General features: G+C 30.3%; 14 protein-coding genes. 2 read left to right on the forward strand and 12 right to left on the reverse strand.

Annotated features, from left to right (window positions below):
* Positions 1-8: 8 nt before the first annotated feature.
* On the reverse strand, positions 9-929 hold the full coding sequence (locus B2Y85_RS06380; RefSeq protein WP_372519646.1) for a DNA adenine methylase: 921 nt from the start codon (positions 927-929) through the stop codon (positions 9-11).
* Positions 930-1,148: 219 nt separating this feature from the next.
* Between B2Y85_RS06380 and B2Y85_RS06385 the strand changes: the two genes are divergently transcribed.
* The gene (locus B2Y85_RS06385; RefSeq protein WP_372519647.1) at positions 1,149-2,627 is read left to right on the forward strand and encodes a DNA cytosine methyltransferase; all 1,479 of its coding nucleotides are present in this window, start codon (positions 1,149-1,151) and stop codon (positions 2,625-2,627) included.
* On the opposite strand, the gene B2Y85_RS06390 is transcribed toward B2Y85_RS06385, so the two are convergent.
* The 8 genes from B2Y85_RS06390 to B2Y85_RS06425 all read right to left on the reverse strand — a co-directional run bounded on the left by B2Y85_RS06390 (position 2,614) and on the right by B2Y85_RS06425 (position 12,515).
* Positions 2,614-3,843 (reverse strand): hypothetical protein, encoded by a 1,230-nt coding sequence (locus B2Y85_RS06390; RefSeq protein ID WP_372519648.1) that lies wholly within the window; start codon positions 3,841-3,843, stop codon positions 2,614-2,616. The genes B2Y85_RS06385 and B2Y85_RS06390 overlap by 14 nt on opposite strands.
* 3 nt (positions 3,844-3,846) lie before the next feature.
* Positions 3,847-5,955 carry an ATP-binding protein gene (locus tag B2Y85_RS06395; protein WP_372519649.1) on the reverse strand — a complete coding sequence of 703 codons (2,109 nt, stop codon included), beginning with the start codon at positions 5,953-5,955 and terminating at the stop codon, positions 3,847-3,849.
* A 505-nt stretch (positions 5,956-6,460) separates the two neighbouring features.
* Positions 6,461-7,336: a DMT family transporter gene (locus B2Y85_RS06400; protein WP_372519650.1), complete on the reverse strand. Its 876-nt coding sequence runs from the start codon at positions 7,334-7,336 to the stop codon at positions 6,461-6,463.
* Between the two features lie 393 nt (positions 7,337-7,729).
* Positions 7,730-8,221 (reverse strand): DUF456 domain-containing protein, encoded by a 492-nt coding sequence (locus tag B2Y85_RS06405; protein WP_372519651.1) that lies wholly within the window; start codon positions 8,219-8,221, stop codon positions 7,730-7,732.
* Position 8,222: 1 nt separating this feature from the next.
* A complete protein-coding gene (locus B2Y85_RS06410) occupies positions 8,223-9,278 on the reverse strand; it encodes a class I SAM-dependent methyltransferase (RefSeq protein ID WP_372519652.1) in 1,056 nt (351 codons plus the stop codon).
* Between the two features lie 3 nt (positions 9,279-9,281).
* Positions 9,282-11,084, reverse strand: a complete 1,803-nt coding sequence (locus tag B2Y85_RS06415) for a beta-ketoacyl synthase N-terminal-like domain-containing protein (protein WP_372519653.1) — start codon at positions 11,082-11,084, stop codon at positions 9,282-9,284.
* Positions 11,077-12,258, reverse strand: a complete 1,182-nt coding sequence (locus B2Y85_RS06420; RefSeq protein WP_372519654.1) for a beta-ketoacyl-[acyl-carrier-protein] synthase family protein — start codon at positions 12,256-12,258, stop codon at positions 11,077-11,079. Before B2Y85_RS06420 ends, B2Y85_RS06415 begins: the two co-directional genes overlap by 8 nt.
* The gene (locus tag B2Y85_RS06425) at positions 12,258-12,515 is read right to left on the reverse strand and encodes a phosphopantetheine-binding protein (RefSeq protein WP_372519655.1); all 258 of its coding nucleotides are present in this window, start codon (positions 12,513-12,515) and stop codon (positions 12,258-12,260) included. Before B2Y85_RS06425 ends, B2Y85_RS06420 begins: the two co-directional genes overlap by 1 nt.
* Positions 12,516-12,617: 102 nt before the next feature.
* Between B2Y85_RS06425 and B2Y85_RS06430 the strand changes: the two genes are divergently transcribed.
* Positions 12,618-13,148 carry a DUF4823 domain-containing protein gene (locus tag B2Y85_RS06430; protein WP_372519656.1) on the forward strand — a complete coding sequence of 177 codons (531 nt, stop codon included), beginning with the start codon at positions 12,618-12,620 and terminating at the stop codon, positions 13,146-13,148.
* Here the strand turns inward: B2Y85_RS06430 and B2Y85_RS06435 are convergent.
* Genes B2Y85_RS06435 through B2Y85_RS06445 form a run of 3 tightly spaced genes read right to left on the reverse strand, consistent with a single transcriptional unit; the run spans position 13,145 to position 15,643 of the window.
* Entirely contained in the window at positions 13,145-14,032 is an 888-nt protein-coding gene (locus B2Y85_RS06435; protein WP_372519657.1) for a lysophospholipid acyltransferase family protein, read from the reverse strand. The two genes, B2Y85_RS06430 and B2Y85_RS06435, sit on opposite strands and share 4 nt — an antisense overlap.
* Complete coding sequence (locus tag B2Y85_RS06440) at positions 14,022-15,203, reverse strand: glycosyltransferase family 2 protein (RefSeq protein WP_372519658.1); 1,182 nt, start codon at positions 15,201-15,203, stop codon at positions 14,022-14,024. Before B2Y85_RS06440 ends, B2Y85_RS06435 begins: the two co-directional genes overlap by 11 nt.
* The gene (locus tag B2Y85_RS06445) at positions 15,179-15,643 is read right to left on the reverse strand and encodes an acyl-CoA thioesterase (protein WP_372519659.1); all 465 of its coding nucleotides are present in this window, start codon (positions 15,641-15,643) and stop codon (positions 15,179-15,181) included. The genes B2Y85_RS06440 and B2Y85_RS06445 overlap by 25 nt, the downstream gene beginning before the upstream one ends.
* Between the last annotated feature and the right edge of the window lie 3 nt (positions 15,644-15,646).

Genomic DNA, 15,646 nt, shown 5'->3' on the forward strand with positions numbered 1-15,646 from the left:
AAAATATCCTATTTATAATTTGTTATTAATAATTCTCTAACATCGCTTCTTTTTGTCGCATCACAATTTATAAATCTTTTTGCTAATATTCTTTCTATATTGTAATTTTTATACATATCATCAAAGAATTTATCATTTTTATTTGTATTTGTTGGATCCGAATTGCTTAATATAACTTTTGCTTTAATTTTGTTTAGTTTGTCTATAAATCTGCCTAATCTATATTGCTCATTATCATCAAAGCTTTTTTCAGAATATGAAGTAAAATTTGCTGTTTCGGATAAAGGTCTATATGGTGGATCTATGTAGACAAAAGTATTTTTATCTATAAAAGATAAACATTGTTCATAATCACCGCAAGTTATTGTTACTTGTTTCATTTTTTTTGATATTTCTTTTAAATTGTTTTCATCACAGATTAAAGGTCTTTTGTATGAACCTTTAGGAACATTAAATAAACCTTTTGAATTAACTCTAAATAACCCATTAAAACAAGTTTTATTTAAAAAAATAAAAAGAGTTGCTTTTTCTATGTTTACATTTTTATTTCCATTTACTTTAAGGTAATTAAATCTTTCTCTCTTTTTATTATAAAACTGTTTTTGTTCTTCTGTATTTAAATTCCAATACTCATTTTGAATAGAAGATAAGTTTTTAATTAATTTAGAAACATTTGTTTTGATTTGTTTATATGTGTTTATCAATTCTTTGTTTATATCATTTATTAAAATTTCTTTAACATTATAATTAGATAAAATATCAAACAATACTGCCCCCCCACCAACAAAAGGTTCACAATATTTGTTAATATTTTTTCCTAAACCTAAAGGATATTTTGTTTGAATGTTTGGCAATAACTGGTTTTTACCACCAGCCCACTTTACGAAAGGTTTTAATAAATTATTATCTGAACAATTTTGTTTTTTCATAATTTGAATTATAATATACAAATGTATTTTTTGTCAAATTTTTATATATTATATGTATTTTCAGTTTTTTATTTATTTTGAATTTCTATAGATATATTTTACAAAATTCAACTATCATTTACTATACACATAATATATTTAATATTTCTTAAATTTATACTATTCTTTAAATAAATGCTACAATAAGTGTTGATATATATAATTTATTAATTTAACAAAATGATTTTAAATAACAAACAAAAAATTCCGGTTATAGATTTATTTGCTGGTCCTGGAGGATTAGGAGAAGGGTTTTCTTCTGTAAAAAGAAAGAATTCTTCTGTTTTTGATATATCTTTATCAATAGAAAATAATCATACTGCATGTGAAACTTTATTATTAAGAAAATTTTTCAGATGCTTTCCGATAAATAAAAAACCTATAGAATACTATAATTATTTGAAAGGATTAATTTCAAAAGAAAAATTATACTCATTATATCCAAAAGAATATGAAAAAGCTAAAAGTGAAATATATGAGGTAACTTTAGGGAAAACATCCAATAAAAAACTAGATAAAATTATAAAATCAAAAATTGGAGATAATAAAAATTGGTTATTGATTGGTGGACCTCCATGTCAAGCATATTCACTAGTAGGAAGAACTGTCATAAAAAAAATAAAAAAGGAAAAATTTGAAAAAGACCCTAGACATCTTCTATATAAAGAATATTTAAGAATAATTTCAATACATAAACCTGCTGTTTTTGTAATGGAAAATGTAGTTGGAATTTTATCGTCAAAATTAAATGGAAATTTAATTTTTCCAAAGATTATAGATGATTTATGCCTTAAAAACAATTATGGCAAAAGCAATTATAATTTATATTCTTTTGTTTCTAAAGGGAAAGAAGCCAAAGATTTTGTAATAGAAGCAGAGAACTATGGCATTCCTCAAAAAAGACATAGAGTTATCATATTAGGTATTAGATCTGACATAAAAGTCATACCTCAAAAATTGAAACCTTGTACGAAAAAAACAACTACAGAAAATGTACTATCAGATCTTCCCAAAATAAGAAGTGGAATATCTAAAGGAAAGGATTCTCTAGAAAAATGGATTAAAATTCTTCTCAAATGTCAAAAATATGCTCCTAAAAGATTTTTTAAAAAAATAGAAAATAGCAATTTAGAATTAGGTCAACAATATATGATTAGACAAAAAGACTCTATAATTGATAGCTTAAAAAATTGGTACTATGACAAAAATTTAGATGGCATATCAGATCATGTATCTAGAACACATATTTCAAATGACATCAAAAGATATTTCTTTGCATCAATATTTGCGCAACAAAATAAAATATCTCCAACTTTAAAAGATTTTCCCAAAAATTTACTTCCAAAGCACAAAAATGTTCAAAGTTCAATATCAAGTAACTCTATATTCAATGATAGATTTAAAGTTCAATTAAAAAATGAACCATCCTCAACTGTAATTGCCCATATATCTAAAGACGGACATTATTTTATTCACTATGACCCATATCAAGCAAGGAGTTTGACCCCTCGCGAAGCAGCTAGATTACAAACTTTTCCTGACAATTTTAAATTTGAAGGAAATAGAACAGAGCAGTATCATCAAATAGGAAATGCAGTTCCCCCTCTTTTGGCTAAACAATTAGCAGAGATAGTTTTCAAAATTTTTAAAAAGATATAGTTCCTATACGAGAATTGTAAGAATACACTTGTTGCCTATATGAAGTAAAAAGATTTTCCCTTATAGAAAAAAGTTTGTTTTTATACAAGCTATTAGATTTCATACTAAATATATATCTACAATCAACAAGAAACACATAAAACTGATTATTATATTCTATTTCTAAATTTGTATTTCTAAAATAATCCTTGTTTCTTAAATTATTGGAACATTTATCCTTTGGTATTAAATAAACTGGAACAAACTTACTTATATCATTAGTTTTTTCATTACTAAAATCACAGTCAGCTGTAACTTCCAATAATCCACAAATTGCGCTTTTTTTTATTAAAGATACTACTGGATTTTCATTTTTTATATTTTCATCTTTCTTAGAAAAAGCAAACAATCTTTTTAACTTTTTTGCGGAATATTCAACAACATCTCCTGGAATTACATTTTTATGTTTTATATTTGTATTTATATGTAAAATTGAATTTGTTTTTACTTCAATTGTTTCTAATAATCTCCCCTCTGCTTTAATATCTTTAAATATATTTCTAAAAAACTTTTTTGTTTCTTCCTGAATCAACTCTTTATCTATATTATCTCTCAAAATATAATTTATCGGCTTTATCAATGCAACAATTTCATTATCATTTATTTTTTTCCCTAAATTTGCTTTTGCTAAATAATATAACAAAGACAATAAATCTGTTTCTGTTTCTTTTGATAAAACAAAAAGTTTATTCAAAGTTTTGTTATTTGCTTCTTTTATTATTTCATTCCATATTAATAATGCCTTTAAACCTTTTTTAGAATCTAAATTTTTATTTAATTTTATTTTTAATTTACTTGGTTGGTCTTTAAATTCATCTTTATCTAATGATAAAAAAGAAACTGGTTGATTTACTTCTTTATCAGCTTCAATATATTTTTTTAAAGCATCAAATTCATTTTTATTACGTGTCCATGCAACAAATAAATAAGTTCCTTTATTTTTAGAAAAAATTTTTTTTAATAAATTTAAAATTAGCTTATAATTAGCAACATCATCTCCACTAGTAGTAAGTTTTATATCACAACATATAATTTTAGGGATAAAATTCAATTCGTCATTAACATCCTCTGGTTTTAATATTATAGAAACACATTTGTTTTTCGCAAACCCCCCAGCTAAATCATATGCTTCTTCTAGATTATCATCAATAATTAAGATATCGGATAAATAATCCATTTATTACTCCTTAAAAACTAAGGCAACTCCTGCACCATCGTCATCAATTGCATTTTTTATTGTTTCTGAATCTAAAAATAAAACATCTCCAGCAATAGCATCCATTGCTGTTTTAACATAATAAAGTCCTAATCCCATACCCATTGGTTTTGTTGTAACAAAGGGTTTAAAAAGTTCTTCTCTATCTCCTTTAGGGAATCCTGTACCATTATCAATAATAACTATTGCAGGATTATCATTGACATACTCAGCATTTATATAAATTTTCTTTTTATCAGTATCTTTTTCTTTATACCAACGAACAGATAGCCAATAAATAGCATTATCCATTAAATTCATTAATGAACTTAGAACCATTCTTTTAGGGACATTTATTTCAAGATGATCTATTTTTTTGTTTTCTAAAATAGGACTAATTATTTCTATATTATGTCTCTTAAATCTATCTTCTAATAAATTTAACACATCTTTTATAATTACTGAAGTTTTGTATTTGCGAATAGAATCTTTTTTTAATAAATCACTTATACCCTCAATTAAACGCAAAACCATAGATATTTCTGCTTTAATTAAATTGCTATCTTTATTTTCAATAGCTCTTTTTAAACGAAATAAAGTTTTTTCAATTTCATGCACAGCAATTGCTGTATTTAATCCTTTTAATCCAGAATTAAGCATAATATCACGCATTTGATTATATGCTTTTTCTATTTCATCTATTTGCTTATTCATTTCTTTATAAGCATTATATTGTCTCGCAAGTGCTTTTAATTTTAAAATTGGTTCTTGTATATTAGTGATACTTTCCTTATACTTATCATCTGCAATAATTTTTAAAATATTTTTATCTATAATACGTTCTCGATTAAAGATATATAGTATCGATTTTACAACCATTTTAAATTTTTCATATTCTTCATCTTCAATAAACCCTTCTCTATTAGTTTTTTCTCTTAAAACAGTAATTGTTTTTGGATCTAATTCTATTCCTCCAATTATTAAACGATTACTTAAATTTTTTGCTGGATCGTCAATTCTTCCTTGATCTAACTCTAACCAATCATTCCCTTTTTCACCATAATTATAAACTCTCATTCCTTCTCTATATACACGAACACCACAATTTTCTAAAGTATATTTTTTTATTGCTGACTTTTTTTGGTAATAGTTTAGAATTTTACCATCCAAATCATATACATAAAAGGTTCCTTCTATTTTGTTCAAAGATTTGTAATACTGAGAATCTTTTACAGGATTGCTCTTATCTATTGTAATAATATTATCTATTATCTCTTCTTTTCTTCTAGGATTAATATTGGTAGCTTTTTGAAGAGTTTTGTTAGGAGTAAAATTATATTCATAATCTAATTTTCCATTTTCAAACTTAAAATTGAAACTATACATAGCTTCTTCTATAATATCCTTTATAGAAAATGTTTTCAATTTATATTGATATTCAGGACAAATCAATTCTATTTTTATTGGATTTTTTATTTTTTTCTTTTTTTCCCCATACGATTCAAAAGGAGATTGTATTGATAAAATTTGACTATTTAAATTTGATATAGTTCCAAAACTTATTTGACTTGTAATATTTGAAATAATAATCTCTGTTCCTGTTTCTGTTTCTATATGGGAATCACTACTTGAAACTTTTTCTATATTAACTAAAAATTCATCTAGATATTTTTTTTCTAAAACTTCATTTAAATCAATAGAAAGTTTTAATTCTCCATCTTTAACAGTTTTAGTGTATAAAGTAACAACATTCCCTAACTTGTAAGCAGCAAAACGACCAACACCTTTTGAACCTAAAGGGAACCTGCCATACTTATTAGTACGAATTTTGTTCTCTATTAATTTTTCTTTATTATCAGTTCCTGGTTCCAACCAAGAATTTTTTATTGTATCTAATGTCATTCCACAACCATTATCTTTGACAACGATAGTTGTTTTTTCTACATTTTCAACATTATTTATATTAATGCAAACATTATCAGCATCAGCATCATATGCATTTTTTATAAGTTCAAATAAAGCTAAATGCTGAGAACCAATAAGCTCTTCACCTAACAATTTTAATATTCTTGCTCGTGGCTTAAAGTTTTCCATAAAACCTCTAAGAATACCCTAAGATTTTTTATACTTTTTAAATAAAAAATTTTTTATCTAAAGTTTTCATAATTTTATCAAATTCTATTAGTATTTACCATAAAAAAACAGTTTATAGTTTATTTCCATTGCTTGTCATTGATCGTTTGCCGTTAGAGAACAAATAGTTTGAGATTTAAGGCTTTTGTTTTTGTCGTTGTCGTTAAAGACCTTAAGATTTTAGGTTACCTTATTTGTTACTTTCAAAGGATTTACAGATTTTAAGCTATAACGAAGTATTTTCCGCCTGAAGTGCCGTTGGTCGTTAAAGACCTTAAGATTTTCGGTTAGAATGAAGCAACTAAAATATAAGTTCCGACTTCCTTGACTCCCGAAGAGTTTTCAAGTTTTTGCTTAGAATGAAGCATTTGCCGACTGCGGTGTACAAAAGTGAAACGGTACATAAGGGAGGTAAATGCGAAATTATAAGTAAAAAATAAAACTCGTTTCGCTCATGTAAAAAAATCTATTTTTTCACAACAAGAAAAATGCCCGTAATAACAAGTAGAAAACCAATTGTGTTGAACAACGACACCTGTTCCCCGAACACCAACACCCCCACAATTATCGCAGTAAGCGGTTCGAGTGCACCGATTATCGAAGTTTTTGTTGCACCGATAAGTTTTATTGCAACATTAACCGTTTCTATGGCAACTATCGTAGGTATTACCGCCAAACAAAGCACATATATCCATTGATCCGGTTTTGTAAGCAACTGAAAATCCAACCCGAACCTTAAACATATAAAATAAAAAACGGTTCCTGAAAGCATAACATAAAATGTCACTTTTTCCGGTTGCATATGTTTTATGGTTTTTACGGTTTTTACAAATATCATATACATTGCATACATTATCGCACCGCACACAGAAAACAAAAACCCCAAGAATTTTCCGCCGGTACTCATACCTCCGGCATAGTTCAAAAGTGCAACTCCCAAAAAGGCGCAGGCAATGGAAACAACAGTTGTTTTTGTAAGCTTTTCATGAAAAAACAACGTCATAATTAAAGCAACTATTACAGGGTAAACAAACACTATTGTACAAGCAATTCCGGAATCTATATATTTTAAAGCGGCAAACAATGCGATGGAAGATACGGCAAAAGTGATACCCACGAAAAACAGTATAATAAACTCTTTAACCGTAACGGACAGATTAATTTTCTTATGAACTTTTAATATATACAAATAAATCAGAAATGCAAACAGATATCTGTAAAACAATGAATTGGATACGGATGATCCCGTGTTATATAACAGTATGGCAAACATAGGATACAAACCGTAACTTACAGAAGATATTATTGCATCAATAAAACCTATTCTTACCGCTCTTTTCATAATTGTTCTCTACAAAATAATGTAAGATTATACCAAAAAAAGTGCGGTTTGTCGTTGCCGTTTAAGACCTTAAGATTTTAGGTTATGATGAACGACAGATGTATAGAGGTATAGATGCATGGAGGCATGGAAACGGCAGGGAAAGCGGAAGATTGGAAGATTTTAAATTATACCGAAGTATTTGGCGATTGAAGTGTAATTGCCGTTTAAGACTTTAAGATTTTGTTACTTTATTCTTGGCATTCAAAGGATTTACAAATTTTAAGCTATAACGAAGTATTTTCCGCCTGAAGTGTACTAAAGGAAAAACTAAGTGGCTGGTACTCGAAGAAGGAAAATACAAAGTTATAGCTTAAAAGATAAATCCGTTTCGCCAGTTTTGATTTTGATTTATCAAAACAAATTAAAAACCAAATTCAAAATCAAAATCAAAAGAAACGATAAAGTAAGAAACGCCTTAATACCGGTACCCAAAAGAAATCCGATAAACGAACTGAATGCCGATTTCAACGCCTTTTTTATATCTTTGGAATCATTTATAATTTCACCAATTAACGCACCTATAAACGAACCGAAAATTAAAATTAAAGGATTAACCAAAACTATTCCGGACATACTGCCGATAAGTGCACCGCGTTCACCGCTTTTTGTTCCTCCGCTTTTTTTAACCATTTTTGCGGGAATAACATAATCTAAAACAGAAATAATCAACATAAGCAAAAGTGTTATAACTATTGTCCAAATACTTAAAGTACAATTCGGAGACAGAAATGCAATAAACAAACCGAGCCACCCTACAGGCAAGCCCGGAAACATAGGAATAAATGTTCCGACCAACCCGACTATAATAAGAATAAACGCTACAACCGTTAATGTTATTGCCATATTATTTTGAACACTCCAACAAAGTATATTCGAAAGGTCCGATATTTTCATGTATCTTCAATAGTCTCAACCCCGACTTATTTATGCAGTCCAACATTTCGTTACAAGAATACATTTTGCTGTTACCGTTTGCCAATGCCGTAAAATATAAAGATATATGTGTTAACGATAACTTTGCCGCTTCAAATTTTTGTTTATCCCAGAACGGTTCCAATATAAAAACTTTTGTTCCGCCGAGCATAACATTTTTTACTTTTTTAAGTATAGACACAATTTCTTCCAAAGAGAAACAATCCAAAAATTGGCTCATAAGTACAGCATCGGGATTGTTCGGTAACCCTAAAGAAGCATCCAAAATATTTGTAGGGAAAAATTCGCAATTTTCCAATTTATTAATTTTTTCCATGTTCTGCTTGGCCATGTTCAACTGTTTTTGTAAATCTATCATTACCATCGTGCCGGTATACCCGTTTTTAAACATTGCCGTTTCGAATTTTCCCGTATTGCAACCTATATCAAAAACTCTTTTCGGGTTGGATTCCAAAATTATTTTTATAACCTGTTCGAAAGAGTTGTCCGAATAGAAGTGATCAAAATCGAACCAACTTTTTTTAACATCTTCCGGTAAAGAAGAAAGACCTTCGTATATTGTTTTCCAATTGCCGAAACATTTTAATCCTTCCGGTTTGGAATTTACAAACGAATCTTTCAAATAAAACATACCTTGATAACATACATCGTTAACAAAATTAAAGTTAACTTTTGTCATGGTATCATACAAGAAACATTGACCGATTTTTGTTATGTTATACTTGTTATCTTTAAGTTCAACGACATCCGAAAATGTTCCGACTTCAAGTAATGTGGATACGGTATAATGGTTCAAATTCAACTTTTTTTCTATATCTTCAACGGATATTCCGTCAGGCAAACTTTCATCTATCAATTTTAATATACCTAAATCAACCATAGATTTTATTGCCTGAAAACTGAACGGAGCAAACGCTATTTTTTGTGCCAACGATTTTGCTTCAACCATTTTCATTTTTTTATCCATATATCACTCCTGCCAATCTTTCATTTTTCCGAACAGTGTTTTCGGAAGTTCTGTTCCCAACGTTATTTTTTTCGGTATTTCGTGTGCCGTTAAATTTTGTTTCATATACAACTTTAAATTCTTTATAAACTGTTCGTTATCAACACTGTTATCTTTTAAAACAATAAATGCTTTCAAGAAGTTCCCTTCATCTTGTCTTGCAAGTCTTACTGCAACATCTTTAACATTATCAAATTCTTTTAATATTTCTTTAACTTTGTTGGGATACACATTTATTCCCGCAACCTGAACGGCATTATCTTTTCTGCTTACCGGTTTGAACCTGTTATCTTCGAACAGTTCAACGTTGTCCGGCAACTCTATTTCCATATCACTGTTTTTTCTTTTAATGGAAACTATTGTATTGTTATTAAGTTTCGGTTCCCAACAAGATAAAAGTTTAAATCCTTCCGTAGATTTGTTTCTGTACCCGATGGCACCGGCTTCGGATGCTCCGTAAATTTCTATTAACGTGTTAACACCGTTATCGTAAAGGCCGTCCATAGTTTCTTTAGGGCATGGTGCCGTAGATGTAAGTACAGTTACTTTTTTAGTGAACTTATACTCCAACTTTACCAACTGATTTAAAAACATAGGGAACGTTACAAACAAATCGTTATCCTGCAAAACATTGTTCCAGTCCGTTGTGGGTATAGGCGGCATTTTTATAAGCTCAACATTCAACCTTTTTGAAAGTTGTAACCCGAAAATAAACCCGTAAGAATGGAACGACGGTACCAAACAAACTATTCTTTTAATATCTTTAAATAACGGTAACACAGCACTTACTTCTTCTTTTATGTTATCCTGTGAATGTTTACATTGTTTTGATATTCCCGTAGAACCGGAAGTTAAAAAGTTTATAAATTTGTTATTTTTGAATAAGTTAAATATTTCGTCTACAATAAAATTTTTGTTTACGGTTACCGTTTCTTTGGAAAATATCGATGATAAAGTTTTTAATATCTCTTGTTGTGTTGTATCATCAACATCGGTAAAGATGTTTGAAATACCGTCATTTTCAAAAACGTTTAAAACATTTTTGTACTTTTTTGACAGTTCCGTTTTAATGAAATCGCAACTGATAGTTTCTATATCCTGTTTATCTAAAATAAGCGAATACTTTTTGGACAGTTTCATTGCCAAGCAAGACGGATAAAATTTGCTGTCTGTTTTATTTTCCAAATTAACATCTATATTATTTTGAGATTTTTCCAACAAGAAAAATGCACTTCCGAACCCGACATTTTTGTTGCTAAAATCTTTAAACACTTCAACATTATTTTCAATTATATTTTGTGCAACTGTATGGATTTCGTCTACCGCACCCACAAGAACTTTTTCTGCCATACCGCACGACAACCAAGTTTGCGCTATCGCCAACGCACTTTGAAAAGAAGAATCTAAATTGCTGACAGTAAGTGACGGACCTTTTATGTTTAACAAAATGGATATTGTTGTTAATGCACTGTTATGAACGGAAGATGAAAAAGCGTTCGGACTTGCACATTCGTCACCGAAATCTATAATGGAGTCCATAAAGTCGCAAGTCTTTTTTACGGGCCCGTACCCCGTGGCAACAATCAGTCCTATATTTTTATTTTCTTCCAAACTTATATCTGCAATTTTTAAACAGTTGGCTGCGGATTTGAGTGCAAGTTTGGAAAAGAAGTCCATTCTTCTGATTTTTTTCAGTTCGAAATCTTTTTCCAAGCCTGCAATGTTGTCCGTATTATATGTTGAAATTACAGATACATTTTTAAGCATTTTTGTCACCTAAAATAATAACACTGTTAACACCGCCGAAAGCAAGCGAGTCGGATAATGCAACATGTTTTTCCGTTTTTGTGTTTTCAAGTACCGGCACAAAATTTATTTCTTCATCAAACTCTTTAAAGTTTGCCGCTTTCGGTATTTCTTTTTTGTTTAATGCAATTAAACTCAGTACCGCTTCTATTGCACCTGCAGCACCCAACGTGTGCCCCGTATGACTTTTGGATGCCATTACCGGAACATCTTTCAACAGTTCGTTAAACACTTTAGATTCGGTTAAATCGTTATCGTGTGTTCCCGTACCGTGCGCATTTATAAATGCTATATTTTCTTTTTTTATACCGGCATCTTTCATTGCATGCATTACGGCATTTTTTAAACCGATACCGTCCGGTGCGGGTGTTGTGGGATGGTACCCGTCGCAACAGTTACCGTACCCCAAAACATAACCTGCATTTTCTATATTTCTTTGTTTAAAAATTTCTTCTTTTTCCAAAACAAGTATTCCGCACCCTTCACCGATATTTATTCCGCCCCTGTTTTTGGAAAACGGACTGCACGGATTTTTACCTGCTATTAACAACTTTATAAAACCGGTATACGGAATAATGTTAAGTTCGTCCGTACCTCCGCAAATTACAATATCGCACAAGTCTTGTTGTATCCACTGGCCTGCGATACCTATTGCATCGGTGGAAGACGCACATGCCGTTGTTATTGTGGCATGTAAACCTGAAACAGAAAGATATTTTTGTAATCTTTCAGTGAGTGAATAACTGAAATAATCCACTAAATCCCAATATGATGATACTTCATTTTTTTTGTATTGTTTATAAAAATCAAAACAGTTGAAAGAGGCATTTACGGATGTTCCCAATATGATACCTACTCTGTACTTTTGTAAATCCTGTTTTGACAGTTTGGCTTGTTGTAATGCTTGTTCCACGCAAGTTCTTACAAACAAAAAGCCGTAAGATTCGTCTTCTTTTTTTTGTGATAAAAGTTTTTCCGGTACAAGATAAACGGGATAATCGTTTTTATATGAACTTTCGAATCTGGTTGTAATATGTGTCGGTACACTTACTTTATTATAAATATTGTCGGATATTTCTTCCAATGTTGTGCCTAAACTGCACACACAAGACATTGAACTTATTATCGTTTTCATTATTTTTTTCTGTTTTCTTCAATATGTTTTCTTAAAGTTTCAAATGTTTGAAAAACTTCTTTACCTTGTTTCATATCTTCAATGGAAATATCGTAATTCTTTTTTAAAACCACAATAAGTTCTATGGCATCCAAACTGTCTAATCCTAACCCTTCAAAAAGAGGAGTGTCACCTGTAGTGCTGTCGATATCTATTCCTTCCAATTCTAAGTTTTGTTTCAATACTTTTTTTACATCTTCAAGTGAAGTTGGAATCATTGATTTCTCCTTTAATAATAACTATATATTATTATATTATTTGTTTTATTCAATTGTAAATTAAAATATTATATAATTTCACAATAAAACATTGGAGGCATTATGAAATTAAAAGGATTATTAGTTATATTTTGTATGTTTATTTTAAACTCTTGTGCAAGTTATCAAGTAAATAACTACTCAAATAAGGAGAATTCATTAAATCCAGATCAAATTATTTTTATTGCTTTACCTAAAGATGGTACTTATGGTTCAATAAAATATGATGGTTCAGGTATAAAAACACAGAAAGCTTTATATACTGCATTTTTCAAACATGCCAATGAAATTTATACGGGAAATACAGCAGAGTCTCTTAACGACACAAAAGAAATTGCAGAAAAAGAAGGTGCTGATATTTTAGTGTACCCAATTATATCTCATTGGGAAGATAGAAATACAGCATGGTCCGGCAGGAGAGATAAAGTACAAGTAGAAATTTTAGTTTTAGCATTAAAAGATAATTTAACAATATACAAATCTTCTTTAAAAGCAACTAGTAATAGCATCGTTTTTGTTAATGGTTCTCCAGAAGATTTGTTACATAGAGTATTTACTGAATATGTTTCAAAACTATATGGAAATGGAAATTAATTCCATATGTTGTAAATATTAAAAAATTGGTACGGGTACTGTTTAGTGAACGTTTCCAAAGCGGTAACAAACTTTTCGGCATACTCTTTATAATTTGTTATTTTTGCACCTTTATCTTCAACAACAAAATTATCTAAAATCATTGAATCAAATTTTCCGTCACTTTTTGTAGGAAAAAATACTATAACTATCGGTGTTTGTGTAATTGAAGCGATTCTGTATATTGTTCCGGGAACATTTATAGTATGTCCCAAAAAGTTTACCGATATTTCGTTCTTTTGTGAACCGAATGTTCTGTCACCCATAACACAAACTATGGATTTTTTTTGTAATACGGACAACATTTCCACAGTTCCTCCGTAAGGACCTGTAGGATCTATAAACTTTATGTTTTGTTTTCTGTTACCATGTTCGTAAACTTGTTTATCCACATCTTCTTTAACACGTTTATATAAAACATATTTATCTGCTTTTATAAAATCAAATGCCGCCATTGCACTTTGCCAGGCACCGCAATGCGCCGTTATAAATATAAGACCTTTACCTTGGTTGTATAAGTCGGTACACAAATCTCTGTCTTGTTGCGATGACAAAATTTCTATTTTGCCTAAAATACCGAACACCGCTTTATCCACCAACGTTTTACCGAACGATAAAAACAGTTTATAACAATGCCGAAATTTTGAGAAAAAGTTCGGTCTTCCGAACCGTTTTTCTATGTAGGGATATGCTTTTCTTCTGAATTTCGGAACTATCGCATAAGAAGCGACAACAAAATACAGTAGCAAGTAAGCACAGTACCTGCCGCCTGTTTTTATTAAAAAATAAAATATTTTATGTTTGAAAGAAGAAGCAACACTTGCTCCGGTCCAATTATCTGCCACTTAAAATTAAACCTCTCCTGACAATTTTACCTATAAAAAAAACTATTATTCCCACCAACACCGCAAATACAGGTGCTACCACAAGCGACCCCAATATCCATTCCCAAATTCGTTGAGGTGCTTGATATCCCAAAGTAGTTAAATTAAATTCAGTTAACCATTTCCCGTGCCTGATAAAAAAACCGACTTCTATTGCTATTGCAGGAATAAACGGCGGCATAGCAAGTTTATCCAAACTTAAACAAATTGCTCTGTTCAAATTGAAGTATCCCATACCGAATAACAATATCATTGTTCTTATTCCCGGTAAAGCAATACTTCCCCAAAACACTGCCCACACTGTACTTACGGCAAGATTGTACGGACTTTTATTTTTTTTAAGTTCCGCTTTTACAACTTTAAACGGATTCAACGATACAACCTGATTATCTTTGTTAACTATATACTTTTTGTGCGGGTACGGTATCATTGCTCTTACGGTTAACTTGGTATTCAAAATCGATAACCTTAAATTATCTTGAAACTTTTTAAAATGGCTGACTCTTTCCCTGCCTTTATGGTACTTTACTTTTACATCGGCTTCTTTTACATCAAAACCCGCCCATATGGACTTTATAATAACTTCCACTTCGAAAGAGTACCTTTTATCGTGAAACTTTAAATAATCGAATATTATTAACGGATAAACTCTTAATCCGCTTTGAATATCACCGACTTTTTTACCTGTTTGAACTCTTGCCCAAAAACCGGAAAATTCTCTGCCGAACTTTGATGAACCCGGCACATTTTCCGTATTAAAATTTCTGTAACCTATAACTATCGACTTATCGTTTTGTTCGGCAATTTCGCTTAACTTAAAAAGGTCTTCGGCATAATGTTGGTTGTCGGCATCTATGGTTAAAATGTGTGTAAAACCGTTTTCTTTGGCATATTTCGCTGCGGTTAAAATGGCTTGTCCTTTACCTTGATTTTTTTCGTGAGTTATACAATTTACATTTAACTCGGATATAACTTGTTTGGAATTGTCGGTACTGCCGTCATCAACAACTAAAATGTCCGTAAAATATTTTTTTACATCGTCTATTACCGTCGGTAAAGTTTTTGAATGGTTATATAAGGGAACTGCTACCAAGGGTTTATACATATTTATTTTATTAATCCTTGTTGCCATTTCTTACAAAACTCTTCGTAAAATTTCGGTTTTACCAAAACAAGATTTTTGTCCTTATCCGTCATCATTTGAATTGTGTATGCTCTTGTGACCAACTTGTTATCGCTTGAATATATTTCGTACTCGAAATCAAGTCTGGGTGCTTCGTTCCAATGAAGTATGGCTTTTACGGTGTACTCTTTATTAAATTCCAACGGTGCAATGTAATCGATAAAAAATCTTTTTATCGGTATAATAACACCGCTGTCGGCAAACTCGGTGTAACCGATACCGTATTTTATACCCATTGCAACTCTGGCATCTTCAAAAAAACTTGCATAGTTACCGTGCCACATAACATTTAACGGATCAAGTTCATCGAAACGAACTTTTCTTTTAACTTCGCAGGTTAACGGTTTGGGATCACCGGCTTTTGTTTTAAAAAATTCTTTTGTCAGCATAAT

Origin of the sequence: Candidatus Ruminimicrobiellum ovillum, assembly GCF_002392975.1 — a bacterium.
Lineage (GTDB): Bacteria > Elusimicrobiota > Endomicrobiia > Endomicrobiales > Endomicrobiaceae > Ruminimicrobiellum > Ruminimicrobiellum ovillum.

What these genes read in the sequence shown, in the direction of transcription:
- B2Y85_RS06380 (WP_372519646.1), bottom strand. Translation starts at nt 929, where the DNA reads ATGAAAAAACAAAATTGTTCAGATAATAATTTATTAAAACCTTTCGTA.
- B2Y85_RS06385 (WP_372519647.1), top strand. Translation starts at nt 1,149, where the DNA reads ATGATTTTAAATAACAAACAAAAAATTCCGGTTATAGATTTATTTGCT.
- B2Y85_RS06390 (WP_372519648.1), bottom strand. Translation starts at nt 3,843, where the DNA reads ATGGATTATTTATCCGATATCTTAATTATTGATGATAATCTAGAAGAA.
- B2Y85_RS06395 (WP_372519649.1), bottom strand. Translation starts at nt 5,955, where the DNA reads ATGGAAAACTTTAAGCCACGAGCAAGAATATTAAAATTGTTAGGTGAA.
- B2Y85_RS06400 (WP_372519650.1), bottom strand. Translation starts at nt 7,336, where the DNA reads ATGAAAAGAGCGGTAAGAATAGGTTTTATTGATGCAATAATATCTTCT.
- B2Y85_RS06405 (WP_372519651.1), bottom strand. Translation starts at nt 8,221, where the DNA reads ATGGCAATAACATTAACGGTTGTAGCGTTTATTCTTATTATAGTCGGG.
- B2Y85_RS06410 (WP_372519652.1), bottom strand. Translation starts at nt 9,278, where the DNA reads ATGGATAAAAAAATGAAAATGGTTGAAGCAAAATCGTTGGCACAAAAA.
- B2Y85_RS06415 (WP_372519653.1), bottom strand. Translation starts at nt 11,084, where the DNA reads ATGCTTAAAAATGTATCTGTAATTTCAACATATAATACGGACAACATT.
- B2Y85_RS06420 (WP_372519654.1), bottom strand. Translation starts at nt 12,258, where the DNA reads ATGAAAACGATAATAAGTTCAATGTCTTGTGTGTGCAGTTTAGGCACA.
- B2Y85_RS06425 (WP_372519655.1), bottom strand. Translation starts at nt 12,515, where the DNA reads ATGATTCCAACTTCACTTGAAGATGTAAAAAAAGTATTGAAACAAAAC.
- B2Y85_RS06430 (WP_372519656.1), top strand. Translation starts at nt 12,618, where the DNA reads ATGAAATTAAAAGGATTATTAGTTATATTTTGTATGTTTATTTTAAAC.
- B2Y85_RS06440 (WP_372519658.1), bottom strand. Translation starts at nt 15,203, where the DNA reads ATGGCAACAAGGATTAATAAAATAAATATGTATAAACCCTTGGTAGCA.
- B2Y85_RS06445 (WP_372519659.1), bottom strand. Translation starts at nt 15,643, where the DNA reads ATGCTGACAAAAGAATTTTTTAAAACAAAAGCCGGTGATCCCAAACCG.